Genomic DNA, 24,905 nt, shown 5'->3' with positions numbered 1-24,905 from the left:
AACTAACTATATGCCAAACAACCATTTTAAGCGGGGAGAACTCTACAGCTTTATTACTGGTAAAGCATCAACAGCAATTGCCAGGCGGCTGCAGAAGAAATTCAATAGCGCCCAGCTTAACCTGACGATTGAACAATGGAGCGTGCTGTACCATCTCTGGAAAGAAGATGGCATCAGCCAGCAGGAACTGTGCAATGCCACTTTCCGGGACAAACCCAGCATCACCAGGCTGGTCGACAACCTTGAAAAACTAAAGCTGGTAAGACGTGTTTCTTCTAAAGAAGACCGTCGCATGAACCTGATCTACCTGACGGCTGACGCGAAAAAGATGCAGGATGCTTCCATGGAGCTGGCAGAAGAAACCCTGAACGAAGCGCTTGAAACAGTTCCCGCAGACCAGATTGAGATCTGTAAACAGGTATTGCAAATTGTATACGATAACCTCCGGTAATCTGATTTCTTATCATATAAAACGCATTGTATGTCAAACGCAGCACAACAACAAACTTCCGTACTGAAAGGTGGTGAATGGCTGATCAAAGAAAGTACTCCGTATGAAACTTTCATTCCGGAAGACTTCAACGAAGAACAGCAGATGGTGAAAGATATGTGTGCAGGATTTCTGGATGCTGAAGTGTTGCCGATTCTTGACCGCATCGACAAACTGGAAGCGGGACTGATGCCCTCCCTCGTTACGAAAGCAGGTGAGCAGGGACTTCTCGGCGCTTCGATTCCCGAGGAATACGGCGGATTGGGTAAAGATTTTATTACAGCAACGCTGGTAAACGAAGGACTGGGTGGCGGATTTTCCTTCAGCGTCGCCGTTGCGGCCCATACCGGAATCGGTACCCTGCCGATCCTTTATTTCGGTACACCGGAACAGAAAGCAAAATATATTCCCAAACTGGCTACCGGCGAGTGGAAGGGTGCCTACGGTCTCACGGAACCCAATAGCGGCAGTGATGCACTGGGTGCGAAGACCTCGGCCAAACTCAGTGCCGACGGAAAACACTATATCCTCAACGGACAAAAATGCTGGATCACCAACGGTGGTTTTGCTGATGTGTACACGGTATTTGCCAAGGTGGATGGCGACAAATTCACCGGCTTTATCGTGGAACGCGGCATGGAGGGCTTTACCCAGGGCCAGGAAGAACACAAGATGGGAATCAAGGGTTCCTCCACCGTCCAGTTGTACTTCCAGGACTGTAAGGTTCCTGTTGAAAACGTGCTGGGCGAGATCGGCAAAGGGCATATCATTGCCTTCAACATTCTTAATATCGGCCGCCTCAAATTGTGTGCTGCAGCGCTCGGCGGGGCCAAACGTTCCTTCAATATCAGCCTCACCTATGCGCTGACCCGTGAACAGTTCAAACAGCCGATCAGCAATTTCGGTGCGATCAAACACAAGCTGGCTGAAATGGCCATCCAGATATGGGTATGCGAATCTGCACTCTACCGCACTTCCAAATGGATCGACAATAAGGAAATAGAACTTGTAGGCAGCGGCAAACCGTTTAATGAGGCTTTGCTCGGTGCAGCCGAGGAATATGCGATTGAATGCGCCATGCTGAAGGTTTATGGCAGTGAAGTACTTGATTTTGTTGTGGATGAAGGCGTTCAGATCCATGGCGGTAACGGTTACAGTGACGAATACGTGATTTCGAAGGCATACCGCGACAGCCGGATCAACCGGATTTATGAAGGCACCAATGAAATTAACAGGCTCCTTACCGTCGACATGGTTCTGAAACGTGCCATGAAGGGGAAACTTGACCTGATGAACCCGGCAATGGCGGTAATGAAGGAACTGATGAGCATCCCGGATTTTGGCAGTGGCGACGACCAGCCGTTTGAAGCTGAGAAAAAAGCGATTGCCGGTTTTAAAAAAGCGATCCTGCTCACAGCGGGCGCCGCAGTGCAGAAACTGATGGCTAAAATTGAAGGGGAACAGGAAATACTCATGCTGGTGGCTGACATGGCCATCGCAACCTATAATGCCGAAAGCGCCCTGCTGCGGGTCATGAAGCTGGTTGACCAGCGCGGAGAAGCAGCCTGCCGCCAGGAACTCGATATCGTTCGCAGTTATATTTATGATGCGGCCGACAGGATCAACAAATTCGGAAAAGATGCCATCAATGCATTTGCCGAAGGTGACGAACAACGGATGATGTTACTGGGCCTCAAGCGGTTCACCAAAGTGGCAGCATTCAACAGCAAGGAAGCCCGCCGAAGGATAGCCGAAAAAGTAATTGCAGACGGCAAATACCCACTTTAATTTCCTTTTGGAAAATCAAATTTTTCGTAGCTTTTGCGACCTAAAGCAACGAAATGGACACCCAAACACGTCGGGAATTTATTTCCGAAACTGGTAAGGCTACTGTGATGGGAGGCATTGGCGCATTTTCTTCCGCCACCTGGGAGAATCAGCTTGCGCACAAATTCATACATCACGTGTATTTCTGGTTAAAGCAACCGGACAGCGCGGCGGACAAACAAAAGCTGATCGCCGGCCTCAAAAAACTAGCTTCCGCAAAAACGATCCGCATGTCGCATATTGGTGTGCCGGCTGCTACCAATCGTGATGTAATTGACCGATCGTATGCCGTTTCCTGGTTACTGGTCTTTGACAATGCCGCAGACCAGGAAAGTTATCAGAATGATCCGATCCATCATCAGTTCATCGATGACTGCAGTCCCCTCTGGCAGAAGGTGGTGGTATATGATTCCGTAGAACCGGCATGATCAGCTCAGGAGGAGAGCTCTGAAGCTGCCGCCTGATCAATGATCCAATGCAATTCTCCATTCACGGGCTGAATGGACTGGGAAGGATATTTTTCAATATTTCTCGCGCCCTGCAATACTTCTTTCAGGGCAGGAGCCTTGGCTTTCCCTGTAGTCAGGAACAGTATACAGGCCGATGCATTCGCCACCGGTCGTGTAATCGTCACGCGGAACATGTCCTGCTTGTCCAGGAAAAATGCCGCGCACCAACGCTTCATCTCATGAATTACTTCTGTGCCGGGGAACAGTGAAAGCGTATGTGCATCGTCGCCCATTCCGAGTATCAGGAGATCGAAACTGTGTGGCTGACCGTCAAAATACCGGTGCAGCAGCTGCTCATATGCCCGGGCGGCAGCATTGGGATCCGGAAGGTCTGTACGCATCAGGTGGATCTGATCTTCGGGGATTGCTACATGATTCAGCAGGGTATCATAAGCCATCCGGCCGTTATTGCGTTCATCTTCCAGGGGCACATATCGTTCGTCACCCCAGAAAATGTGCAGGCGGCTCCAGTCGATCTGGTCACGGTAAGGTGCATCCGCCAGCAGTTCATGCAACCGTTTGGGCGTTGAGCCGCCGGATAGTGCGATGGTGAACCGTTCCTGCTTTTGCAATACGGTATTGATGCGTTCTGCAATAAACGATGCGGCAGCCTGCGCTACTGCTTCCGGTTGCGGATAGATGTGCAGCGATGGAGTCATAAGTTGGTTTTTATTCCTGGTGCGGTGCGGGCAGCGTTACCCAGTTCCTGCCGTCACGGGCGATCAGGGCTTCTGCATCCTCCGGTCCCCACGAACCCGGCGAATAATTCGGGAAATCAACCGGGGCACGGTCCTGCCACGATTCGAGTATCGGCATGATCAGCCTCCATGCGGCGGCTACCTGGTCTTCACGCATGAACAACGTGGCATCTCCCTCCATTACATCCAGCAGCAATGTTTCGTATGCTTCAGGTTCCTGTTCAGTATAGGCATCCTTATAGCTGAAAATCATATCGACGGGACTCAGTGAAACCCCCTGTCCCGGCCGCTTGGCCTGGAAACGCAGGCGGATATCCATTTCCGGTGCGATGCTGATGGTAAGCCTGTTAGGCCTCCAGGTATCTGCTGCTTCAGGCGGAAAGGCATAATTCGGCGCTGCTTTGAACTGGATGGTGATGATGGTTTCCTTATCGTTCATCCGCTTGCCGGTGCGCACATAAAAGGGTACGTCCTGCCAGCGCCAGTTGTCAATATGGAATTTCACCGCCACAAATGTGTCCGTACCGGATTCCCTGGCCACATTCTTCTCCTGCCGATAACCGGGCACCTGTTGTCCTTTCATCCAGCCCGGACCATACTGGCCACGTACAGCATTCCGGTGTACCTCGTCCTTGGCAATCTTGCGGATCGCATGCAGCACATCCACCTTCTTGTTCCGGATCTCATCCGCATCAAAATTCACCGGTGCTTCCATCGCCACCATGCACAATACCTGCAGAATGTGATTCTGCACCATGTCACGCAGCGCGCCGGAGCTTTCATAGAAATCACCCCGTCCCTCCACACCTACGGTTTCGGCAGCGGTGATCTGGATGTGATCAATATAGTTGCGGTTCCAGATGGGTTCAAACAAGGCATTGGCGAAACGCAGCGCAAGGATATTCTGAACGGTTTCCTTGCCCAGGTAGTGATCAATGCGATAGATCTGTTTTTCATCGAACATGCTGGCCAGCAGCTTATTCAGCTCTAGCGCACTGTCCAGGTCATGTCCGAAAGGTTTCTCAACAACAACCCGCGTACACTTGGTATCTGCACAGATATTAAGGGGACCGAGTTTGCTTACGATACCCGGCACGAGCTGGGGCGCAACCGCCAGGTAGAAGATCACATTCGGATGTTCACCGTAGGCTGTCTCTTTTTCTTTTACGATCTCAGCAAGCTTCTGGTATTCCTCGTCTTTTTCTGCATCCATTTGCAGATAGGTCACTTTCTGTGAGAAATCCTTCCACAATTCACTTTGTTCTTCCTTACGGCGGCTGAACTGGCGGATCCCGTTGAAGAGATGCGTGCGGTAGCTGTCGTTATCATATGGCCTGCGGCCGATGCCCACAATATCAAACTTTTCGGGCATCCAGCCGTCAATGAACAGGTTAAACAGGGCGGGAGAGAGTTTGCGGTGATTGAGGTCGCCACTGCCACCGAAGATGAAAATCAGCGATGCAGGTGGTCGTTTATGATTAGAAGACATTTGAATGGTTTATGTTGATCAGGTCCATTGGGTATGGAATTTTCCTTCCTTGTCCGTGCGCTCATAAGTATGTGCACCGAAATAGTCACGTTGCGCCTGCAGCAGGTTCAGGGGTAATCTTGCTGTTGTATAGGCGTCATAGTACGTGAGCGCATTCATGTGGCCGCCGGCAGGGAATCCGTTGGCAGCTGCCATTTGTATAACCTTTCTGAGCGACGGAAGGTTCGCTTTGACAAGCGCGGCAATGGTGTCATCGAGCAGGAGATTGGGCGTTTGCGGGTTCTTCTGATATGCGGTGTAAAATGTTTCCAAGAGGGTTGAACGGATGATGCATCCGCCGCGCCATACTTTCACGGCATTCTGCAGCGGGATCTGCATATCCAGGTCGATGGAAGCGGTATGCAGCATCGCCATTCCCTGTACATAACTGAGGATGATGGCCGTAAACAATGCTTTTTTGCAGTCTTCTTCCAGCGACCTGAAGTCAGCTGTTCCGGCATTGGGCCTGTCGTGCAGCCCCGAGGCCTTCACGCGTTGCTCTTTGATCGCGGAGATATTCCGCATGGTCACTGCCATGTCAATGGTAGGGATAGCAACTCCCATATCCATGGCGATCTGGGTGGTCCATTTACCGGTTCCCTTCGCGCCGGCGCGGTCAAGGATCATATCCACGAGGAAATTTCCGGTTTCCGGATCTTTCACCTTAAAGATATCGGCCGTGATCTCTATCAGGTAGGATTGCAGTTCACCGGTGTTCCACCGGGAAAAGACTTCCTGTAGCTGTTCATTGGAATAACCGGCACCGCGGTGCAGCAGGTCATAGGTTTCGCAGATGAGCTGCATGATCGCGTATTCGATCCCGTTATGCACCATCTTCACAAAGTGACCGGCCGCACCCTTGCCCATGTAGTCGACACAGGGTTCGCCGTTTACTTTGGCGGCGATGGACTGCAACACCGGCTTAAGGTGTTCCCAGGCTTCGGTATTGCCGCCCGGCATCATGCTCGGGCCGAATCTTGCGCCTTCTTCACCACCCGACACACCGATGCCAATGAAGTGAAGTCCCTTCGGCTGCAGGTACTGGTAACGGCGAAGGGTATCTGTATAGTAAGTATTGCCGCCATCAATAATGATATCGCCCGCACTGACCAGCGGCAACAGGCTTTCAATCACATCATCCACGGGTTTACCGGCGGGAACGAGGATCATGATCCTCCGCGGTGTGGAAAGGCGGGAAACCATTTCTTCCAGCGTATTCACTCCCTTTACGGTAGTACCGGGGCTGGCTGCTTTTTCGAAGTCTGCTGTTTTCTGAGGGTCTTTGTCAAATCCGATTGCCTTGAAGCCATGATCGGCTACATTCAGAAGGAGGTTGCGTCCCATAACGCCCAGGCCTACCATTCCGAAATCATAAGTTAGTTCGTCCATTGGTTTACCTTGAGGACGTCAAAGTTAAGGAAAGAAGGCTAACCCTTTCCCACCTTGTAACCCTTAACTCCGTAATACAGGATGTACAGGTATGCCGGGAAGCAACAGATGAAGAATGCTGACTGGTTCGACCATTGAAGATTATCCTTAAGGTGATTATACAACAACGGAACAATCGCACCGCCGGCGATGCCCATTACCAGGAGTGCTGATGCGGTTTGGGTGAATTTGCCGAGGCCATCGATAGCCAATGGAAATATTGCCGGCCACATCAGGGCATTTGACAATCCGAGCAACGCCACAAAAGTTACGGACACATATCCGTCGGTGAAATAAATGCCGGCACTGAAAAGCAGTCCCAGTATGGCTGACCAGAGCAATGCCTGCTGCTGTTTCAGGTAACGGGGAATGGTGAAGATTCCCACCACGTAACCCAGCAACATGGCAGCCAACGTGAAACTGGTAAAGTATTTTGTAGTGTCGAGACTCATGCCGAGGGCCTTTCCATAGGTTCCGATCGCGTCACCCGCCAGTACCTCCACGCCAACATATAAAAAAAGACAGAGTACACCCAGCCAGAGATGGGGAAATGAAAAGATGGTTTGTTCGGCCTTTTTATCTTTCTGGTTTTCTTCGGCAGCAATCTCAGGTAGTTTCGAATAGTAGATCAGTGCAGCCAGCAGTATGAGAAAAACAGCAATGATGATGTATGGTGGAATGATGCGCTGTGCAAGTTCCTGCAGCAATAGTTCTTTGGCCGCCGGATCAGTGGATTGCACCAGCTGGTTTTCGGTATGCTGTGCATTTTTTAAAACGATCGCGCCCAGTATCAATGGGCTAAGGGCACCGGCGATCTTGTTGCAGATACCCATGATGCTGATCCTTTTGGCTGCGCTTTCAATGGGACCAACAATGCTGATATATGGGTTGGATGCTGTCTGCAGCAAAGCCAGACCCGTGCCCTGTATGAAAAGGCCGGTCAGGAAGAAGGCAAAATTACGGCTGTTGGCTGCCGGGATAAAAACAAGGCTTCCAATGGCTATAATGATAAGTCCAAGCGCCATACCTTTTTTGTATCCCGTCAACTTTAAGATCCGGGAGGCCGGGAGCGCCAGGAAGAAATATGCCATATAGAAAGCAAACGTGACGAAAAACGCCTGAAGATCAGATTCGAGCTGGCAGGCCAGTTTCAAAAACGGGATCAATGTACTGTTAAGCCATGTAATGAATCCAAAACAGAAAAAGAGGATCCCGATGATCACGATCGCATAAGTCTGTTGTTTGCGGGCAGCTGTTTCAACAGTAGTTGCCGCTGATGCGGGTGCCGGGGCAGTAAGGGTAGTCGCGCTTGTTCCTGGTGCAGCCATATTGTCAATTTGTGGTGTTGAATTTATGGCATGCAGATGGTTGAAAATAGGGAAAACTGCGCACAATCGTTTGCATGATCTACATTTGCGTTTTCTATCAATTGTTTATGGCGCGGAATCAGAAAGGTGCACTGAGCTTTATTTTCATTACCCTGTTGATCGATGTGACCGGACTCGGCATCATCATTCCGGTCGTTCCGAAGCTGATAGAAGGATTGATACATGGCAATATCAGCGATGCCTCGCGGTATGGGGGCTGGCTGGGGTTCGCCTATGCATTTGTACAGTTTCTCTGCGCGCCGATCCTCGGCAACCTGAGTGACCGCTATGGCCGCCGCCCTGTTCTATTGTTATCGCTGTTGGGTTTCGGTGCCGATTACCTGCTTACTGCTTTTGCCCCAACGATCTACTGGCTGTTCGCGGGACGTATTATCGCCGGCATTTTCGGTGCCAGTTTCACCACAGCCTCTGCCTATATCGCAGATATCAGTACGCCGGAAAACAGGGCCCAGAACTTCGGACTGATCGGTGCCGCATTTGGCCTGGGGTTCATCATTGGCCCGGTGATCGGTGGATTGCTTGGACAGTACGGCGCCCGTGTACCGTTTTTCGCAGCTTCCGGGTTATGTGTGCTCAACGCCATTTACGGCTACCTGGTGCTGCCGGAATCCCTGTCGCCTGATCATCGCCGTCCCTTTCAATGGAGCCGGGCAAATCCCTTCGGCGCCCTCGCGCACCTGAAAAAATACCCCGCTGTTGCCGGCCTTATCCTGTCCATTACCCTGGTCTATATTTCGGCCCATGCCGTGCAGAGCACCTGGACCTTCTACAATATTGAAAAATTCGGCTGGAGCGAAAAGCTGATCGGGATTTCCCTGGGTTTTGTCGGTCTGATGATCGCGCTCGTACAGGGCGGCCTCATCCGGCTGGTGATCCCGAAACTGGGCAACGAACGCAGTGTATATATCGGGTTGATGATTTATGCCGCCGGGTATTGCCTCTACGGTTTCGCTTCCTCCAGCTGGATGATGTTTGCCATTACGGTCATTTACTGCCTGGGCGGCATTGCAGGTCCCGCGCTCCAGGGTATCATTTCTTCCGCAGTTCCGCCCAACGAACAGGGAGAGCTGCAGGGAGCACTTACCAGCCTGATGAGTGCCACTTCCATTGTCGGGCCACCGCTGATGACCAATCTTTTTTCATTTTTTACCCGACCAGGCGCGCCCGTGCATTTTGCAGGGGCGCCATTTATCATGGCGGCAATACTGGTTCTCGGGAGCTCGATTCTTGCCTACAGGAGCCTTCATGCGACAATCAGGTTACAAAAAGCTGCAAAAGGTGGGAATTAAGCTTTTCTTAATGTATATCAACTAGAATCACCGTATCTTTGCGGCGCTATTGAGTTATGATCCTTTGGATCGAGTTATTCTGCTACGCATTTCTGCTATTCAGTATCTCCCTCCCTGAATCTGTTGCTCATTTATTTTTTATTTTTTTTATTAAACATGAACATTTACGTTTCCAATCTGAGCTTCAACGTTGAAGACGAAGATCTGAAAGAATTTTTCACCGAGTATGGTGAGGTTACCTCTGCCCGTGTTATCATGGACAAATTCACTAACAAAAGCCGTGGTTTCGGTTTTGTAGAAATGCCGGATGAGGCTGCTGCCCAGAAAGCTATCTCTGAACTGGATGGCGGTATCGTTGAAGGTCGTGCTATCCGCGTGACTGTAGCGAAACCCCGTGAAGATCGTCCTGCCAACAACGGTGGTGGCAATCGTCGTTCTTTCAGCAACAGCAACAGCAACAATCGCTGGTAATCAAAATTTCGCTGATGCTACCGGTTTTCCGGTCGCAAAAAGCACAAACTGCACGCGTCGGCGTGCAGTTTTTTTTATTCCTGCCTGACCCTGCCTGAACAATGGCACGCCATCAAAATCGGTGAAAACAATCTTATGGCGGGGTTGTTGATATATCAAACGGCCACAAGTGGGCATAGAAGTCATTTTCCTCTTTGTAGCGTTTTTTTTTATAACGCTGGGATTTTGGATGAGGTCCAGGACAAGTGAACACGACAGGTAGCCGGATTCCTGGTTGATGTTTTTTGCCGGTATCTCCAGGTCCGTGGAAACCAGTTTCTCCCAACTGGCTCTCCTGTTCATTCTATTGCCTTGTACTAATTTTCCCCTGGCAATACAGTACGCTTCCTTTTCTTCTGAACTACTTTGAAACCCTGCTGCCAGGATGCCGGGATCGCGGTGCCAAGGTAGAGACTTACCTTCCTAGTACCTTCCTAGTACCTTCCTACTACCTACCTAGTACCTTTCTACTTCAAATTAATCGGCCTTCTCCCGTATAAATTCGGGTTTTACATCCGAAATCAGAGGAGCCCAAATCCAAAATCAGAGGAGCTCACATCCGGATTTCTGGAATTTCTGCATCAATTCAGCTGAACGATTACGAGGGAATCGCTGCCATCAACCTTATTGACCAGCCGCAGGGAATAGGGTGTTTTAGACCGGTCCAGGATGCCTTCATAGGTTTTGTCCTGGTTTTCACCATTTACATAGCCATTGGCAGGGTTATCCGGCAAATACCGCAGGGACACCTGGTCTTTGATAAAGTTGCCGATCAGTTCGGAATCGGTTGGGCCATTCTGGTCGGTTGCGGAAAGGTCGCCGGTGAACATGATGCTGTCTACATTGCTGGTATGGAAAAGGAACCGGTTACCCACGTTATTGGGTCCTTTCACTACCCTCCACTGGCTGGAAAAATCCTCCAGCGAGAATGTTTCGATCATATTTCCCGAGCAGGCGGTAATCATCAACACTACGATCGCAAGGAATATGGCGGAAACCTGTTTCAAGAGTTGTTATTTGAAGGTTCCGGCTAAGGTAGCGCAGCCCGCGAGGCCGGGAAACGGGAAAAAGCCCGGGCAAGCCGGGCATTTTGGCCATCTCCGTGAAAAGACGCTTTACCCGGTGAATAGAAATTCTTAATTATAAGTTTCAATGAGACAGGTTGCCGGAAATATTCATGATGATGCTTATGAAGATTGCGACGTATACCATTTTGAAGCGGTGAGACTGTTATTAAGAGCTGAAGGGTTACTCCAATGATCCGTTTTTTATCCGGAAAAGAGAATCCGCACTAAATCTTTTGAAAAAAACCGGGCTACCTGAATCCCCTGGCAAGAAAAAATAAACCCAACACTACTTACCACCCATCTCCCCTGGCGTAACCGGGTTGCTCAGGAGCAAGCCAAAGCGCGTCCAACGTTCATCGGGACCAGCACCTGGCCTTTCGATATACTGCCTGACAAGATCTTTTCCATAGTTGTAATTGATCACATAACTGCGGTTGCGCCGGATAAAGCTCACAGACTTTGCCGCTGTTTCTTCGTTCATCAGTGCATAGCTCATCATCCACTGCTTTGCCGCGGCTTCCGTCATCGTCCCGTTGATCAGTCCCCGCGCCGCCTCATTGCGCGCATAGTTCAACTCGTCCTTGATTTCCAGCGCCCTGAAATATGCCGCAATACCGGTGGTATCCAAACCTGCCAGTGGCAGCAATTTCTCTCTCGCGAAAGCGACCTTTTCCTCACCGGGGAAAACCAGCGATATGCCATAGTTCGCACTGCCCTCGGCGATTAGCGATTGCGGACTAAACAAAGGATAAAGCGAGATCTCCACCCAGCCGCGATCACGATAAAGGTTCTTTTCCAGCAGCATATTGTAGACATGGTGGCCAGGATAGCTTTCATGGCTGCCCACGTCAATGGCCCGGTCGATAAAGATCTGGATATCGGTATTGATCTGGATCACGCTCCGGTAATTGCCTTTGTACCAGTTATAGCCGTTCCAGGGTTTGTTGTTTACATATTCGAGCGTGAAACTTTCAGAAGGGGGGAGGGAATAATGCTGAAGGGTGCGCTTGCGGCATTCGGCAATTGCTGTTTTGAAAACAGTATCGAGCCTGGTTTTCGGGATGATAAAGCGGTTGGCCAGCTGCTGAAACCGAGCGCCGACATTTCCTTTTCCGGGCAGTGTACTGTCCAGCTTCGCCACCAGTGTTTTTAATTCCGCCTCGCTTTTTTGCGGTGCAACCACACCGAAAAGGCCTTTTGACTCCTCATCAAAGCCGGATAATTCGCCGGAGAAGATCCTGATGCGGCGGTCAAATGCAGTCAGTTGAGACTGCATCCAGGCGGCTCTTTGCGATAACATCTTGGTGGCGCTGTCTCCGCCGGCGGTTTTCTGCCGCACACTGTCCAGTTGTTGCGATAACTGCTTAACGGCAGCCAGCAGGCTGTCTTTTGGGAATGAAGCGCTGTCTGTTACCGGCCGGGCTGCCGGTTTCAGTGAGTCGGGGCCATAATAGGCGTCTACAAAGTCGCCATCATACAGCCCAACGGTGAGCCCTAAGCGAACATATTGTTCCGCCAGGTGCTGCAGTTCCGCTGTTGTTTGGCCATCTGCTGCTATATGGCTGTCGCTGGTGGAAGAGTTGCCGGACGGTTGTCCGCAAGCGGCCAGCAAGGTCAAGGCCAGTATAAAATTAATCGGCTTCATGTTTTCAAAGTAGTCAATTGGTGGCAAATGCCGACGCCATTCATCAATTGAAACAATTTTTCTATTTTGGATTAATGACAGCACCTTATCCCAATACCCCTATCCGCAATTTTGCCGTGTTAGCGGCAATTATCTTTTTTGCAGCATGTATTTCATCTGAAAGGGAAAATAGCCCTGGCTTCCAGTCTGATATGGAGCGATGCCTTAAGACTGCCAGGTTTATGGGTCACCCAAGTCTCCAACTGAACATAGTGACAAGTTGGAAGTTCCTGGAAAAGAAGGAAAAGGTACTCTCATTTAAAAGTGATATACCCATTTCGGATGAATTTGATCCTACGCTGAGCCTGCTGGCTTCCGAAATTGCCCTGGTTGGGTTTTCCGAGTCTGGTCAGAGCCGGGATTATTTTGATGCAGTTGACGTAACGCTCAACTCACCAAAAGGAGAGCATTCCTGGGAGTACAGTATGGATACACTGCGCTTTTTTGTTTGGCGCTATAATTTCACACAGACACTGCTTGCAAAGCTTGATTCCTGCAATTATGAGGCTATCGGCAAATTCATTGACTTTGATCCCGTGATGCAATATGATATTGACAAAATGATAACCGGGTTGCGTACCAGGGAGGCTGAGTTTAAAGGCAAGGGCAAAAATTTCCGGTTGGTTGGATTTTACCAGGAAAAGGTTTCAAAAGCAATGATCCTACGCTGGTTTTTCTACCTGAAAGATTCATCCACGCCCTCCTTCCTGATGGTGGAGATGCACAGCGACTCGCCCAACAGCATAGTCAAGATCGGATTTGTTGATGCAGCGGATATTTTCAATCCTGCTTAATAGATTTTCTCCGAATGGGTGAGCTTACCCTCTGCATTCACGCCTTCAATCACCACCCTGATCTTACGGGTCACGTCATTGTTGTAAAAGGTGTAAAAGTTGCGGCGGGAGTTTTTGTCCGTATAAATGGTAGGGTTCCAATAGAGTGTGGTCCTGTTATCAGGCTCATTGTTGGGCTCATCCAGCTTTGAATAGTCCGGTGAAAAAAACTGCTTCTCCGGAACATAACCGGCAATTTTGGCAAAATTGAGTCCCTTTACATTATCGTTCTTATTGGCTGCGCCTTTTTTGGTATACACGGCAATGGCGCCACCACTTCCGCCGCCCATTGCTCCGAAGAAAGGCGGACGAAATACTTTGATCATGGCCACATCATTCATGTTCAGGTTCTGGATGAGCTGCACGTCTCCTGGCATTTCATTATAAAACAACGAGGGTGTACCGCCCCGCCAGCTCATGGACATATTCGTACCCGCGCCGGTAATATTCAGTCCGGCAACTTTTCCCTGCAGGTACTGCAACACGGTCATTGAACCGACAGCCGAAGGATCGTCTTCGGTGATAAACGTGTAGCCGTCGCCACCCCTGAACAATCCTGAAGTGTATTGTTCATCCAGCTGATCTTTTTTGGATTTACCCTTGGCCGTTACCGTTACTCCCTGTAGCGTCTTTACCTTGAGTTTGCTGTCTGCCAGCAGGGTATTCATCTGGTTCATATCACGGTTGCGGGTCAGTACATCGTTGCTGAATCGCGGCACCGTGAGAAACTGATTGCTGTCTGGTTTAAAGATGCTGATCTGGTTGATAAAGCTGTTTTTGATATCAAATACTGCTTTGTCGGTCAATACTTTATTCTTGTCGTCGGCGAACTGGTAATAAAGCTTGGCAGTGTCATAAAACAGCATACCCTCAATGCCGAACTTGCCTTCCCGGCTCACCGGGATCTGGAGAATATCCTGTCCCTCACTTTTCATCACCAGGATACCAGTGATCTCCCGCTGTACCAGTTCAGATTTATTCAACCCGCTGATATTTCCCACTACTGAAACATAATTGTCGGGCATGTATTTGATGGCAGGCCATTTTTGCGCAACCACATCTTCCCATTTGAACCTGCGCCAGCCATTGGACATCATGACCAGGTCAAGGTGTTGCTGAACGGAGTCAGCTTCGCTGGAAAAATAATATCCGGGATTATGGATGTAACCTTTCAGATCGCCGGTAAGCAGGATATGTGAATAGATGTCTTCATCCTGGGGTTGGGCAGGGTTCAGTCCGGCGTCGGTGATCGCGATGGAAAGGTTGCAGACGATGGTGTCCGGAACATCTACCTGGATCACATTTTTCGCGCGTTTGTCAAGTCCCTTCACCTGGGCATTAACGTCGGTAATAAAGTAGTAATCCTGGTGGTTCACGAAAACGATCCGCTCGGCCAGCGGCTTATTGTCATGGGTCAGGACAGTCAGCTGCACAATGCCCGATGCCAGATTGTCTGTGGGTATTGCGGCCCGTACGGATTCTGTTTTCGCCATATTGAGTTTCGCCTGGTAAACCATCTGTTGTTGTTCCTGGGCGACAATCTGGAGGGCCTGCAATTCCGCGGGGGCATCGGGGCGGCGTTTTACGGTGAACTGAATACCGGAAGCGGTGTTGGACACTTCAAGAACAATCCCCTGGGGCCTTGCAGCCGGGAGGGTTGTTTTTTGAGGCTTGCCGGCAGCGTCTTTCCAGAGGGCAGTATAGGTTTCACCTGGCTGTGGCGTCAGATCAAAATAGCCGAGTCCATCGTGAACGCTCTTGAATTTAGCAATCGATTCCCCCTTACTGCTCTGTACTTCACCGGAAAGCGCAAGTGGCAGTCCGCGGGTGTCTTCAAAACGGAAGGCAACGCGGGAAGGCAGGCCTTCGATCAGGTCACCGCCTTCGGGGAAAAAGGTCACGCGGCCGGGATTGGGCGCTACGGTTTTTTTGGCCGGAGGTGTTTTGCTGATGACCGGTATTGCCTTGCTATAGAGGAAATCGGGATCAAAATTCAGCATCCAGCTGGTATAGGCGCGAACATACACTACGGTATCTGCAAAGGAAGCGGGAATGTCTACCGAAGTGGCAGCACCAGCCATCACGACGGGTGTGATCTTGCGCTGCAGTACTTTGCCCTTTCCGTCTACCAATTCAGTATAAACGTTTTTGCTGATGTTGGACAGCATATTGGCTGCCGTCAGGTAGGCCTTGATCCAGATGGTCTCGCCCGGATTATAGGCATTCTTGTCGTAGTGCAGGTACAGTTTTTCCTGGGGATACTGTGTTTCCAGTTTGTTGAGCAGGGAATCGATGCCCTGAGCCTGGGTACTGGACCATACTGTTGCGAAGACTATTCCGGTGAGAAGGAGAATTTTACGCATACGCTGTTCGCCAATTGTGCTGTTCACGGGTTGAAGGAGCAATTTCCTTCATTTTTTTAATTCAGGAAGCCTTTTACCGGTTTTAACGAAACCGTTCAAAAAATTCCCATGTGCGCAGCAACTGGTCCAGGCGTTGCCGGTTGTTGCCACTGCGGGTGATCTCGTGGGTTGCGCCCGGATGCCGCACATATTCTACCGGGCGTTGCAGCACTTTAAGACTTTTATAGAGTTGTTCGCTTTGGATCACCCCTGTGCGGAGATCGTTCTCGCCATGAAAAATGATGTAAGGTGTAGTGATCTGATCCACATAGGAAATCGGGGACTCCTTATCCAGCAGGCTTTTGACAGCCGGTTGCCAGGGATAACCGCCGAAATACCAGGGAACGAGGCGCCAGGCATTGCCTTCCCCGAAGAAGGTTTGCAGGTCATACACCCCCCGCTGGCTGCAGGCGGCCCGGAAGCGATGGTCGTGCCCGAGGATATAGGCTCCGAGGTATCCGGCATAGGAGCCGCCACTCAGGAAGAGCCTGCTGGTGTCAGCCCAGCCTTCCGCAACGGTTTTATCAAGTGCCGTTAATACATCACTCATCGGTCCTGCTCCCCAGTCGCCGGAATTGGCACGCATGAAATCAACGCCATACCCACCGGATCCCCGGGGGTTGGCGTATACTACCCCATAGCCCTTTGCACACCAGTATTGAAATTCATGCCACATACTGTTCTCTCCGGGTCCCCACATAGCCGTAGGGCCACCGTGGATCTGCAGCAGTAAAGGGTAACGCCCATCCACAGGCGCTCCTTCGGCAGCTGCCAGCGGTTTCATCACCCAATATTCAATTGTCTGACCCCTGTTGTTCAGAAACTCATGTTTTTGCGGAATACTCAGGCGGCGCTGGGCCAGCCACCCGGAATTGAGGCGGGTGAGCATTTTCTCCTTTTGACCCTGCAGGTCACTGATATAAAGTTCTGAAGGATCTGCGATTTTGGTTTTGCTGTACAGCAGGTTACTGTTGCCAACTGCCAGCTGGTTAACCCCCTCATCAGCTGCACCGAACCGGGTGAGTTTGCGGGAACTGATATCGTATTGGAACAGGGTGATGCCACCGTTGCTTTGGAGCGTGCCGAACAGCTGGGTATCGCCGCGCCAGGACAGACTGCCTTTGGCGCGATCAACCGGAACCGGGATAAGATCAGCTTCCCGGCCATTGGCGGGGAGGATGGATAAAGCCGGGATGGAAAGGGTATCGGGATTGTTGTGCAGTACTGCGATCCATTTGCCGCTGCGGGATATCGTCGCCAACGAATACGAGTAGCCGATTTTCACGAGAAAGGGAGAAAGGCCTGTGCCATCTGTGCGGACACTATAGATGCCCATGGCCATTACCCTGTCCGGGTGCTTGTGCTGATCCGCCTTACCGGAAACAAGAAGCACCTGGTTATTGAGGAACTGCGGATTGGACCAGGAATTGAATCCTGAGGTGATTTGTTTTGGCTGGGGGTTACGGATGTCGGTGATGAATACCTGGTTTACATTCAGGTCACCTGAGGTGGTGGATTCTTCCTGGAAATCAAGCCGATTGATCACCTTGGCTTTTTTATCCTTTTCATTGAGCTGCAGCCAGGCGCGTACTTCCGCGAGGGAACCATCAGGATTAGGGATGACGGTGGAAGAAAGGAGATAGCTGCTGTCATTTCCCGGCTTTTCCATCGGCCATTCCGGTTGCCGGGTGCCTTTGTTGACGGCACTGTCGTTGGCAAAATCTTTCCAGGGAATCGAACTGACGAATGCCAGCTGGCGGCCATCGGGGCTCCAGACAGGATTATAGGCAGCATATTTGCCACGGGTCAGTTGTATCGCCTCACCACCTGAAAGGGGAAGCAGGAACAGTTGGGACTTGCCGTCTGCCTGGCGCACAAAGGCAATCTGGCGGCCGTCGGGGCTGAGGGCCGGCTGTGAAACTGATTCCCGGCCGGCGGTAAGTTGCCGGGCGGCTCCGCTACCTGAGACCGGGATGGTCCACAGCTGGGTTTGATACTGGTATTCCCATTTCTTTTCGGCGTCCGGTTCGATGGTCGTTACCGTATAGTAAGCCTGGGTGCCATCGGGGGAAATAATCACGCTGCCGGCCTGCTGGATGCGCAGCATATCGGACAACTGAACAGGGCTTTGCGCCATGGTAATATCCAGGCAGATCAATAAAACCACCGAAAGCAGGGTGGAGGACAAAATTCTCATGCGGAGGCCTTTGCCATCAATATCCTATATTTTTTCCAGAATCAGGCCCATCCCTGATAACGTACCTTGCAGGGCTAAACAAACACTATGGGTGCCCTGATACAGGAATTCAACGACTACCGCCAACGCATGAACGAAGTCATTCTTTCCAAGAACAACCTCGTGATGAAGCGGCTCTGGAATCTCGATACCAACACTTATGATGCCGGTGCATTATCCGTACAGACCAAAGAAATGCTGGGGCTCGTAGCCAGTATGGTACTCCGCTGCGATGACTGCATCAAGTATCATCTTGGTAAATGCCATGAGCAGGGCGTTACGACGGAACAGCTGTACGAAGTGTTTGCGGTTGCCAATATTGTTGGAGGCACTATTGTGATTCCCCATACGCGGAGAGCTGCGGAGTATTGGGAGGAGCTGATCGCGTCCCGCTAGTGCTAGCTATTTTCACGCAGGGCTCGGGGGAGCAGAGGCGCAGTGTATTTTAAATGGCAGGTGCTGGTGGATTTGACGGCGTTTATTAGCGAGTACCAAAGTTTACCGGCCTGCGGCCGGGAGATCGCGGTGATTGCATCCTAGTGGAGAAAGTTTTCAGGTTATGGGAGGCAGGAATACACGTGCCTGCGCGGGAATGATAACCAGGGAATAGCCGTCCAATAAACGTTTATTTTGGTGGAATGCAGTCTTGTGGCTCATTTCACTGAATTTTATAAATTGGTTGATTTCCAAAAAGCGGCACCCATCTTCGCTAAAGCTTCGATGGGCAAAGCCCTCCTTCGCTAAAGCTTCAGCCTAAAGCATTCGCAACTGCTGACAATGCCGGGGGCAAGAATCACTGATCAGCGCAATGCGCCCACAGCATCAATAATGCGCTGGTTGCTGTCTGCCGTTGGTGAAGCTGTTCCGGTGGCTGTATGTGGTTCCGCGGCGCCATCGCGGCCGGCAGATGCCAGCAGGGTGGAGGCCGCTTTTGCAGTAGAACCAGATGTACCCGCCAGCCGTTGCAGCTCCTTCCTGGTCCATTCGTTTACTGCCGCATTGGAAGGAATAAAGTTGCGAACGGTGTTGTCCACTTTCGGTTCAAAGGCAACAATGGCTTCGAGGTAACGCAGGTCGGGCTTGCCGGACCTGGCGGACAGATCGTAGCTGAGCCAGTTTTCCAGCCGCAGATCGATATCCTGGTCATAAGGTTTGCCAACGCCAAGATTTTCAGGCCAGATTTTCGCAGCCGAGATAAATCCCGCCGCCTTGCGATACTGTTTTTGCTGAATAGCGGAGATCGCCTGCATCAGTTTTGCCTCCCGGTACATTTCCCTTCCTTCCGTGGCGCCTTCAAAGGGAATGATGTTGAGTTTCGTAAGAACTGCATCACTGGCAGCATATTGCCTGTTCAGCAAGAGGGTTTTTGCGTAGAGCATACCCATGATATAATCAGCCGGATGGGATTTGGCGTAGGAGGCAGCGAGCGGCAGCGCTATTTGCGGCTGACCATTATCGTTATACCAGGCGATGAGTGCCTTGCGGTAGCGCCAGCTGCTGTCGAGTGAAAAAGCACGTTGAAGATCGGCAGGGATGCCTGGTGCGCCGGGCTGCACCTGCGCAGCAAGGGCAGCGCGGTAAGCATACAGGGGCGCAAAATCAGGCGTGTCACCTGTTGCCTGAAGTAGTGACAGTGCTTCCTGGCTGCGGTTGGCAGCCTGCAGCAGGAGTGCCTGGAGGTATTGCCATTTCCAGTGATCCTGCTGGTTACGGAGGCGCGTCAGCAGTGCATAGGTTTCGGGGCGGAAGGGAAAGCTGAATCGCAGGTCTGCTTTTGCAGGATCGGTTTTCTTATGGGTCAATGCATCCTGCCAGAGAATAACTTCACTATTTACCGGTGAAACAGACAATAATTTCAGTGCCGCTACAGTGTCCTGAAGTCCCGCGTACCAGATAGCCTTCTCGAGATAGGATTCTGCCGGCAGTTCGTTGCGGATGACGGTATTCAGTTTATCCCTGTTGGCAGCATTGGGTTGCTGCAGCCACGCTTCCATAGCCGTAAAATGATTCAGCGGATCAAGTAATCTGATCGTTTCAATTGCCTGGGCCGGAGTTCCAACGGAATGGTCTGCGGATGTTGCCACTGCTGCCGGAGCCCGGTGCTGCATGAACACCAGTAACTGAAGCGCTTCGATATTGCGGGGCTGCGCTTCCAGGGCCTTTGCAGCATAGACTATAGCCTTAACGGCCGCATGCTGTTTCCAGAAGAGCCTGCTGAGCTCAGTATAGGCGGCGCTGCGGTAAGCAGGGTCAAGGGTTGCCAGTGCAAAACCGTCTGCAGCATCAACCTGGTTTCCTGTTGCAGCATTGCTGAGGGCATAAAAGTAGTTGGCGGCGCCATCATGCGTATCGATGGCCAGGGCGCGGCGGGCAAAATGCAATGCCCTGTCATACCGCATGCTGCGATAGGCCAGTTCTGCGTATTTCACCAGCGCGGGCAAATAGTTGCTGTCGATCGCCAGGGCTGCTGCAAATGCCTTTTCTGCACGGTCGAACTGTTTCATCGCCATCGCTTCGGTACCGCTTACCAGTTGGCCGTAAGCAGTGTTCCAGTTGAAATCAGCCGGCGTGTGAACCGGGCGTGACAGGTTATCCGACTTCGGATCTTCGTCATAGGTGAAATTGCTGTTCAGCAGTTTCCAGGTAAGATTTCCTGCGTTGCCATTAATCGTCACGCTATCTGTAAAAACCTGGGAAGGCTGCAGGTGTATCGCTTTACGATAACGTGTACTGTTGCCCTCTGTCAATTCAATTGTATCACTGATCTCCTTTACAGCGTAGTAAGTAAACACGACCCGGCCATCCTTACGGTTCAGGTTAAGCGCTCCGGATGCATCAGCTTTCACCATGCCACCGGTTTGTGAAACGGGATACCATGTTTCCGACCAGCTGTCCGTCGCAAACGGTGCAAAACCAATATGTTTGAACGGTGTCAGACTGCTTTTTTCACTGTTCTGGTTGAACATGCGGCCGCTTTGCAGTTCCACATACTGTCCATCACGATCAGTGAGCATCTTTTCCCAGATCATACCCTGGCGGGAAAGCCCCCAGATCCAGATCTTCGTTCCTGCCTTGTCGTCGCGGCTTCCGAAGCGGACCATTCCTTCGCCCGTATCGTGCCAGTATGCCCCGGAAAATTCAGCGTACTTACCGAATACGTGGTAGGACTTATACCCGCCAAAATTGTTTTCTTTATACCAGGAGATCTTTTTACCGTTGTCCTTTACCGGCCATTCGGAACTCTCGCCATCGTGCCCGAGGAATTTTGTTCCGGGATAGATGAACTCGAGATCATTGCCGGCGGGAAGCCCGGCATTCATCCAGTGGTAGTAGGGTTGATCGAGGGCTGAAGCATTGTACCAGAAGGTGCGTGTCTGGAAAGCCGCCTGGTCTTTCGGCAGCCGGATCTCCATCCGCCAGTAACTCCGGCTCAGCAACTCCAGTACGCCGATATAACAGCTCACACTGCCGTCTGCCTGCTTTACGACGGTATAGTCAACAGGGGTAGCGCAGTTGGGTGTATGGCCGATGATGCCAAAGTTGGCTTCGAGTCCGCCGCTTGTCCACGGTCCGCGCATGGCAATGTCGCGGAACTTGATCACTTTGTTGTCATACAGGAAGGGCCGGTTGGTCTTCTTGTCAATAGCCGTCCAGATCTTTCCGCCGATCTGCGGCAGGATCAGGAGTCTGATATAATCATTCTCCAGTTCCACCACTTTCCATTTTTGCTGAACGGGTGTAGTGGTGAAGCCGTCGAAGCGGAAATACGGATAAACCGGTGTGAGCAGAGGTACAGGATTGGGATCTGAGAAAGGGTATGTGGTATACTCCTTTTCATATTCCCGGAATAACGCAGGTTGCTGCGCGTGGACCACTGCAGCTGTTAATATGGCTGCAGTGGTTACTATACCGATGATCCTTAACCGAATTTGCTGTAACATGTTTATCCGCTGTTGTACCGAATGAAATAAATTGTTTTAATTCTCACGCACCTCGATGAGCCAGCCCTTTGCGGGGGCTACGGGAATCGATTCTGTTTTCTGGAAGCTGCGTCCTTCCTGGAAATTTGGAATGGCCGGTGCCGTGATGGTCGCTTTGGCGGGATCAATGCCGAGTTTCTTCCAGTCGATATTCAGGCTGACGCTGGTGGCATCAGGCGCCCAGCTGGCAATGCTGATCAGGGCTGCACCTTTCTTGCGGTATACCGTGGCCAGCACCTGTGCGTTGCCGGTAGTAACGGGGCAATTCTCTGACCAGTAGCCGATCATTTCAGTACCCTTCATACCGAACTCGTCCCATACCTTCCAAAGGTGACGGGGGTCGGAATTGTCAGTCCACGGATAACGGTTGGTCATTCCATAGATCATACCGCGCCAGGGGTTGCCACCGCCTTCGAGCATTTCGCCCATCAGGCCGAACGGAATGCCGCTCACTTCTGTCAGGAAGAAATCGGGACTGTTCTTTTCGTAGTCGAAATACTCACCAAACCAGAGACGGTTGAGGTAAGGGAAATGTTCCATGTACAGGTTGCCGCTGTTATTGAAACCGTCGCTCTTATTGAACTGGTTGGCTGAGTGCAGGTCGATAATGCCGGGATGACCGTTAGCGGTGAGGGCACGTTTGATACGCTTCATCGTGATGCGGTCGAAAGCAACGTCATCGAGGTAGATGCCGTCGATGCCGACGTTTTGTACCAGCCAGTTCATGCCTTCCACGTAGTAATTGTGCCAGCGGCTCATGCCGCTGTTCACGATGGCAGCATCCTTGATCTCGGGAACGAACCAGGCGGCGATATAATCTTTGCCGATATGTTCCTGCAACCAGCTGAAGCCGCCGCCTTTACCGGGAGAATAGATCTCATGACCGAGGCTGCGGAGCGGAAAGGTTTCGTAGGCTTTGTTCGACAGTTCGCGCACGGTATTGTAGATCTTCACCTTGAGGTGTTTCTGATGTGCCGAATCGATAAAGGCTTTCATCGCCTTGTATTCGATGAATGGATAGTTGATCCAGGGATTGATGGCGTTGGCGTGGTGTATATTGACCACGGTGGCGCCGCTGGCAACGATCGTATCAATGGGCTTGTAACGGTGGAAGAAACGGTTCTCCCACTGGAAGTCTGTATTGATGGTGTGGAAGGGGGTGATGAGCAGGGTGAAATTGTAATAGAGCTTATCGCCTTTCTTCATGGTACGGCTGCCGCTGTAGTTGTTCACCAGGGCGTTGCCGTTGTTGTTGCTGATATTGATGCCGCCCTTGTTGCCATTGCCCCAGGAAGAGGGCAGGTGCAGGGGTTTCTGGAGGTAGAAGTTGGTGTTGAGCGGACGGGAATAGGTTTCGTCGCGCAAGGAGTACTGGAGACCTGCATTTACGCCACCGATCCATGCGCCATCCTGGTTTTTGGTGGCGACTTCCCATTTCCACTGGAAGTTTTCGGGGCGGGCTCCTCCTTTCTGACCGAGACCCATCATGTATTTGGATGCCTTTGTGGTGAACGGGATCTGAAGGTTGATATCATTCAGCGAAACATCATTCAGCGCAGTGATGGCAATCGTGTAGGTCATGAAGCCATCGAATTCAATGCTGCCGTTCAGGTCATATTGCAATGCGGCGTTTTTGGCTGTAACTGTCCATTCGATGGTGCCGGGTGATTGTTTGGTTATTTTGAATCCACCGGGTGGGAGCAATTGCTGGTCGCCGGAGGCATCGACGATGCGGAGGCTGATAGGGTCTGAAAGCAACTGGTTGGGTTGCTGGGTCATTCCTGTCATTTCAGGGGTGAAATAGGTCTGGATGCTTTTGGGGAGGCCGTCGGGTGCCAGTTCCAGGGAGCGGCCCAGCAGGGAGATCCTGTTACCCGATAATTCCAGCGGGGTGTACGGTGCTACCACTGTATTCTCCTGGTAGAGTGTTGAATTGAGCCAGTGCAGGCGGGTTTGTTTCCAGGGTTCACTGATGCCGGCATCGGACAGCGCTTTGTTGTCAACTGTAATGGAAACGGGTACGGTAGCGGGTTGTCCGCTGGTCGTCTGGATGGTGACGGTGCCCTTATAGGTTCCGGGCAAAGTGGCCTGGGGGATATGGAGCAGGCACCACAGGGCCTGAACCTGGCCTTTGGAAACAGGAACGGTTTTCGTGAGGGGGCTTGCCTTGTAGTCGGTTCCGTTAGTATTGATACAGGAAAGCTGTGCAGCTGGAATCGATTGTCCGGCGCCGTTAGACAGGGCTGAAAAGCTTACACTGTTTACCGTGATATCCTGTTGCGCGAAAAGTCCGATCTGAAAACTGTATTGTTCTCCTTTTGACGCCTTGCCTGAGAATTGCAGCTTTTGCTGTTTGGTCCACCGGTAAGGAAGTTTATCCGTCATACGGATCGGGTAGATGCGGTCTTCGGTGAACAGGAGAAAGTCTTTTCGGGGAGCTTTGGCAATGAGGCTGGCAGTTTCTTTGGCGGTGGCTGCAACCTCCATGGGATAAAAGGAGTTGAAGGCATCGATGGATTGAAATGCGGATACCGAGGCATTGGCTGTTTTTACAGCAGAAGTGCCTGATGCCCAGTCAGTTGATGCAGTATTTTCCGGCTTGAGGTATACGCCTTTCGGGTAGTTGGCGCGGCCTTCGTTCTTATAAGGAAGATAATAGAGGTAGTAGGTGCCGGTGCCGCTCACCGGTTCAAATACGATTTCTGCTTTTTCTGCGGAAATGCTGAGTGTTTGCAGGTTGAGGATCTTGTTACCTGTCTTGCCATCCTGGAGGATCAGCCTTTTGTTTTCAGGATTTTCATCTGCCCTTCTCCAGGGAATGGAAACCCGGGCGTATTTGCCGGATTGCTTTACCGTGATCACTGCGCGGTGGTTTCCAAGGGAGTCTTCGTTCCAGGCATTTTTGCCATCGTTATAGGGTATTTCCTGCGAGAGAACGCTGCCTGCTGTAACCAGCAGCGCGGCAAGCGATAACAATTTTTTCATGCCTAAAACTATGAAGTTAAAAAAACGGGATGCCCTGCAATCGTTTGATTG

Annotated in this window: 17 protein-coding genes; 7 read left to right on the top strand and 10 right to left on the bottom strand. The window is 51.2% G+C overall.

What is annotated here, in order from left to right; translation table 11 throughout:
• The first annotated feature begins 10 nt into the window (after positions 1–10).
• The 3 genes from FPE01S_RS06065 to FPE01S_RS06055 are packed head-to-tail and all read left to right on the top strand — an operon-like array spanning position 11 to position 2,745.
• A complete protein-coding gene (locus tag FPE01S_RS06065; RefSeq protein ID WP_046367912.1) occupies positions 11–451 on the top strand; it encodes a MarR family winged helix-turn-helix transcriptional regulator in 441 nt (146 codons plus the stop codon).
• A gap of 30 nt (positions 452–481) precedes the next feature.
• The gene (locus FPE01S_RS06060) at positions 482–2,278 is read left to right on the top strand and encodes an acyl-CoA dehydrogenase FadE (RefSeq protein WP_046367911.1); all 1,797 of its coding nucleotides are present in this window, start codon (positions 482–484) and stop codon (positions 2,276–2,278) included.
• A 53-nt stretch (positions 2,279–2,331) separates the two neighbouring features.
• The gene (locus tag FPE01S_RS06055; RefSeq protein WP_052955542.1) at positions 2,332–2,745 is read left to right on the top strand and encodes a Dabb family protein; all 414 of its coding nucleotides are present in this window, start codon (positions 2,332–2,334) and stop codon (positions 2,743–2,745) included.
• 5 nt (positions 2,746–2,750) lie between these two features.
• On the opposite strand, the gene pgl is transcribed toward FPE01S_RS06055, so the two are convergent.
• From pgl to FPE01S_RS06035, 4 genes are read right to left on the bottom strand one after another with little or no spacing between them, the layout of a single operon-like run.
• Entirely contained in the window at positions 2,751–3,485 is a 735-nt protein-coding gene (pgl, locus tag FPE01S_RS06050) for a 6-phosphogluconolactonase (RefSeq protein ID WP_046367910.1), read from the bottom strand.
• A 10-nt stretch (positions 3,486–3,495) separates the two neighbouring features.
• Positions 3,496–5,013 carry a glucose-6-phosphate dehydrogenase gene (zwf, locus tag FPE01S_RS06045; protein ID WP_046367909.1) on the bottom strand — a complete coding sequence of 506 codons (1,518 nt, stop codon included), beginning with the start codon at positions 5,011–5,013 and terminating at the stop codon, positions 3,496–3,498.
• A gap of 18 nt (positions 5,014–5,031) precedes the next feature.
• Positions 5,032–6,441 (bottom strand): NADP-dependent phosphogluconate dehydrogenase, encoded by a 1,410-nt coding sequence (gnd, locus tag FPE01S_RS06040; RefSeq protein ID WP_046367908.1) that lies wholly within the window; start codon positions 6,439–6,441, stop codon positions 5,032–5,034.
• 38 nt (positions 6,442–6,479) lie between these two features.
• The gene (locus FPE01S_RS06035) at positions 6,480–7,808 is read right to left on the bottom strand and encodes a sugar MFS transporter (protein WP_083990144.1); all 1,329 of its coding nucleotides are present in this window, start codon (positions 7,806–7,808) and stop codon (positions 6,480–6,482) included.
• Positions 7,809–7,882: 74 nt separating this feature from the next.
• Here FPE01S_RS06035 and FPE01S_RS06030 point away from each other — a divergent pair, with 74 nt between their 5' ends.
• Complete coding sequence (locus tag FPE01S_RS06030) at positions 7,883–9,157, top strand: TCR/Tet family MFS transporter (protein ID WP_245623949.1); 1,275 nt, start codon at positions 7,883–7,885, stop codon at positions 9,155–9,157.
• Positions 9,158–9,313: 156 nt separating this feature from the next.
• The gene (gene rbp, locus FPE01S_RS06025; protein WP_046367906.1) at positions 9,314–9,628 is read left to right on the top strand and encodes an RNA-binding regulator; all 315 of its coding nucleotides are present in this window, start codon (positions 9,314–9,316) and stop codon (positions 9,626–9,628) included.
• A gap of 620 nt (positions 9,629–10,248) precedes the next feature.
• Here rbp and FPE01S_RS06015 read toward each other — a convergent pair.
• Positions 10,249–10,674 (bottom strand): hypothetical protein, encoded by a 426-nt coding sequence (locus tag FPE01S_RS06015; protein WP_046367904.1) that lies wholly within the window; start codon positions 10,672–10,674, stop codon positions 10,249–10,251.
• Positions 10,675–11,020: 346 nt separating this feature from the next.
• A complete protein-coding gene (locus tag FPE01S_RS06010; RefSeq protein ID WP_046367903.1) occupies positions 11,021–12,379 on the bottom strand; it encodes a hypothetical protein in 1,359 nt (452 codons plus the stop codon).
• Positions 12,380–12,630: 251 nt separating this feature from the next.
• Here FPE01S_RS06010 and FPE01S_RS06005 point away from each other — a divergent pair, with 251 nt between their 5' ends.
• Positions 12,631–13,212, top strand: coding sequence for a hypothetical protein (locus FPE01S_RS06005; protein WP_157473907.1), 582 nt, complete (start codon positions 12,631–12,633; stop codon positions 13,210–13,212).
• Here the strand turns inward: FPE01S_RS06005 and FPE01S_RS06000 are convergent.
• Positions 13,209–15,614, bottom strand: coding sequence for a hypothetical protein (locus tag FPE01S_RS06000; protein WP_157473906.1), 2,406 nt, complete (start codon positions 15,612–15,614; stop codon positions 13,209–13,211). The two genes, FPE01S_RS06005 and FPE01S_RS06000, sit on opposite strands and share 4 nt — an antisense overlap.
• Before the next feature lie 82 nt (positions 15,615–15,696).
• Complete coding sequence (locus tag FPE01S_RS05995) at positions 15,697–17,850, bottom strand: S9 family peptidase (protein WP_046367900.1); 2,154 nt, start codon at positions 17,848–17,850, stop codon at positions 15,697–15,699.
• 87 nt (positions 17,851–17,937) lie between these two features.
• Between FPE01S_RS05995 and FPE01S_RS05990 the strand changes: the two genes are divergently transcribed.
• Positions 17,938–18,285, top strand: a complete 348-nt coding sequence (locus FPE01S_RS05990; protein ID WP_046367899.1) for a carboxymuconolactone decarboxylase family protein — start codon at positions 17,938–17,940, stop codon at positions 18,283–18,285.
• 404 nt (positions 18,286–18,689) lie between these two features.
• Here FPE01S_RS05990 and FPE01S_RS05985 read toward each other — a convergent pair whose 3' ends face one another.
• Both FPE01S_RS05985 and FPE01S_RS05980 read right to left on the bottom strand, forming a co-directional pair.
• Positions 18,690–21,830: a DUF5107 domain-containing protein gene (locus FPE01S_RS05985; protein ID WP_052955541.1), complete on the bottom strand. Its 3,141-nt coding sequence runs from the start codon at positions 21,828–21,830 to the stop codon at positions 18,690–18,692.
• Between the two features lie 36 nt (positions 21,831–21,866).
• Positions 21,867–24,854: a glycoside hydrolase domain-containing protein gene (locus tag FPE01S_RS05980; protein ID WP_046367898.1), complete on the bottom strand. Its 2,988-nt coding sequence runs from the start codon at positions 24,852–24,854 to the stop codon at positions 21,867–21,869.
• Positions 24,855–24,905 lie beyond the last annotated feature (51 nt).

The sequence above is a fragment of the Flavihumibacter petaseus NBRC 106054 genome (assembly GCF_000974785.1).
GTDB classification, from domain to species: Bacteria; Bacteroidota; Bacteroidia; order Chitinophagales; family Chitinophagaceae; genus Flavihumibacter; species Flavihumibacter petaseus.
The sequence above is the reverse complement of the archived record's forward strand: the minus strand, read 5'-3'. Positions and strand labels throughout refer to the sequence as shown.

Bases quoted from the DNA above. Each gene is read 5' to 3' on its own strand.
- FPE01S_RS06065 (WP_046367912.1), top strand. From the start codon at position 11: ATGCCAAACAACCATTTTAAGCGGGGAGAACTCTACAGCTTTATTACT.
- zwf (WP_046367909.1), bottom strand. From the start codon at position 5,013: ATGTCTTCTAATCATAAACGACCACCTGCATCGCTGATTTTCATCTTC.
- gnd (WP_046367908.1), bottom strand. From the start codon at position 6,441: ATGGACGAACTAACTTATGATTTCGGAATGGTAGGCCTGGGCGTTATG.
- FPE01S_RS06000 (WP_157473906.1), bottom strand. From the start codon at position 15,614: ATGCGTAAAATTCTCCTTCTCACCGGAATAGTCTTCGCAACAGTATGG.
- FPE01S_RS06055 (WP_052955542.1), top strand. From the start codon at position 2,332: ATGGACACCCAAACACGTCGGGAATTTATTTCCGAAACTGGTAAGGCT.
- FPE01S_RS06035 (WP_083990144.1), bottom strand. From the start codon at position 7,808: ATGGCTGCACCAGGAACAAGCGCGACTACCCTTACTGCCCCGGCACCC.
- FPE01S_RS05985 (WP_052955541.1), bottom strand. From the start codon at position 21,830: ATGTTACAGCAAATTCGGTTAAGGATCATCGGTATAGTAACCACTGCA.
- FPE01S_RS06060 (WP_046367911.1), top strand. From the start codon at position 482: ATGTCAAACGCAGCACAACAACAAACTTCCGTACTGAAAGGTGGTGAA.
- rbp (WP_046367906.1), top strand. From the start codon at position 9,314: ATGAACATTTACGTTTCCAATCTGAGCTTCAACGTTGAAGACGAAGAT.
- FPE01S_RS05980 (WP_046367898.1), bottom strand. From the start codon at position 24,854: ATGAAAAAATTGTTATCGCTTGCCGCGCTGCTGGTTACAGCAGGCAGC.
- pgl (WP_046367910.1), bottom strand. From the start codon at position 3,485: ATGACTCCATCGCTGCACATCTATCCGCAACCGGAAGCAGTAGCGCAG.
- FPE01S_RS06010 (WP_046367903.1), bottom strand. From the start codon at position 12,379: ATGAAGCCGATTAATTTTATACTGGCCTTGACCTTGCTGGCCGCTTGC.
- FPE01S_RS06030 (WP_245623949.1), top strand. From the start codon at position 7,883: ATGATCTACATTTGCGTTTTCTATCAATTGTTTATGGCGCGGAATCAG.
- FPE01S_RS05995 (WP_046367900.1), bottom strand. From the start codon at position 17,850: ATGAGAATTTTGTCCTCCACCCTGCTTTCGGTGGTTTTATTGATCTGC.
- FPE01S_RS05990 (WP_046367899.1), top strand. From the start codon at position 17,938: ATGGGTGCCCTGATACAGGAATTCAACGACTACCGCCAACGCATGAAC.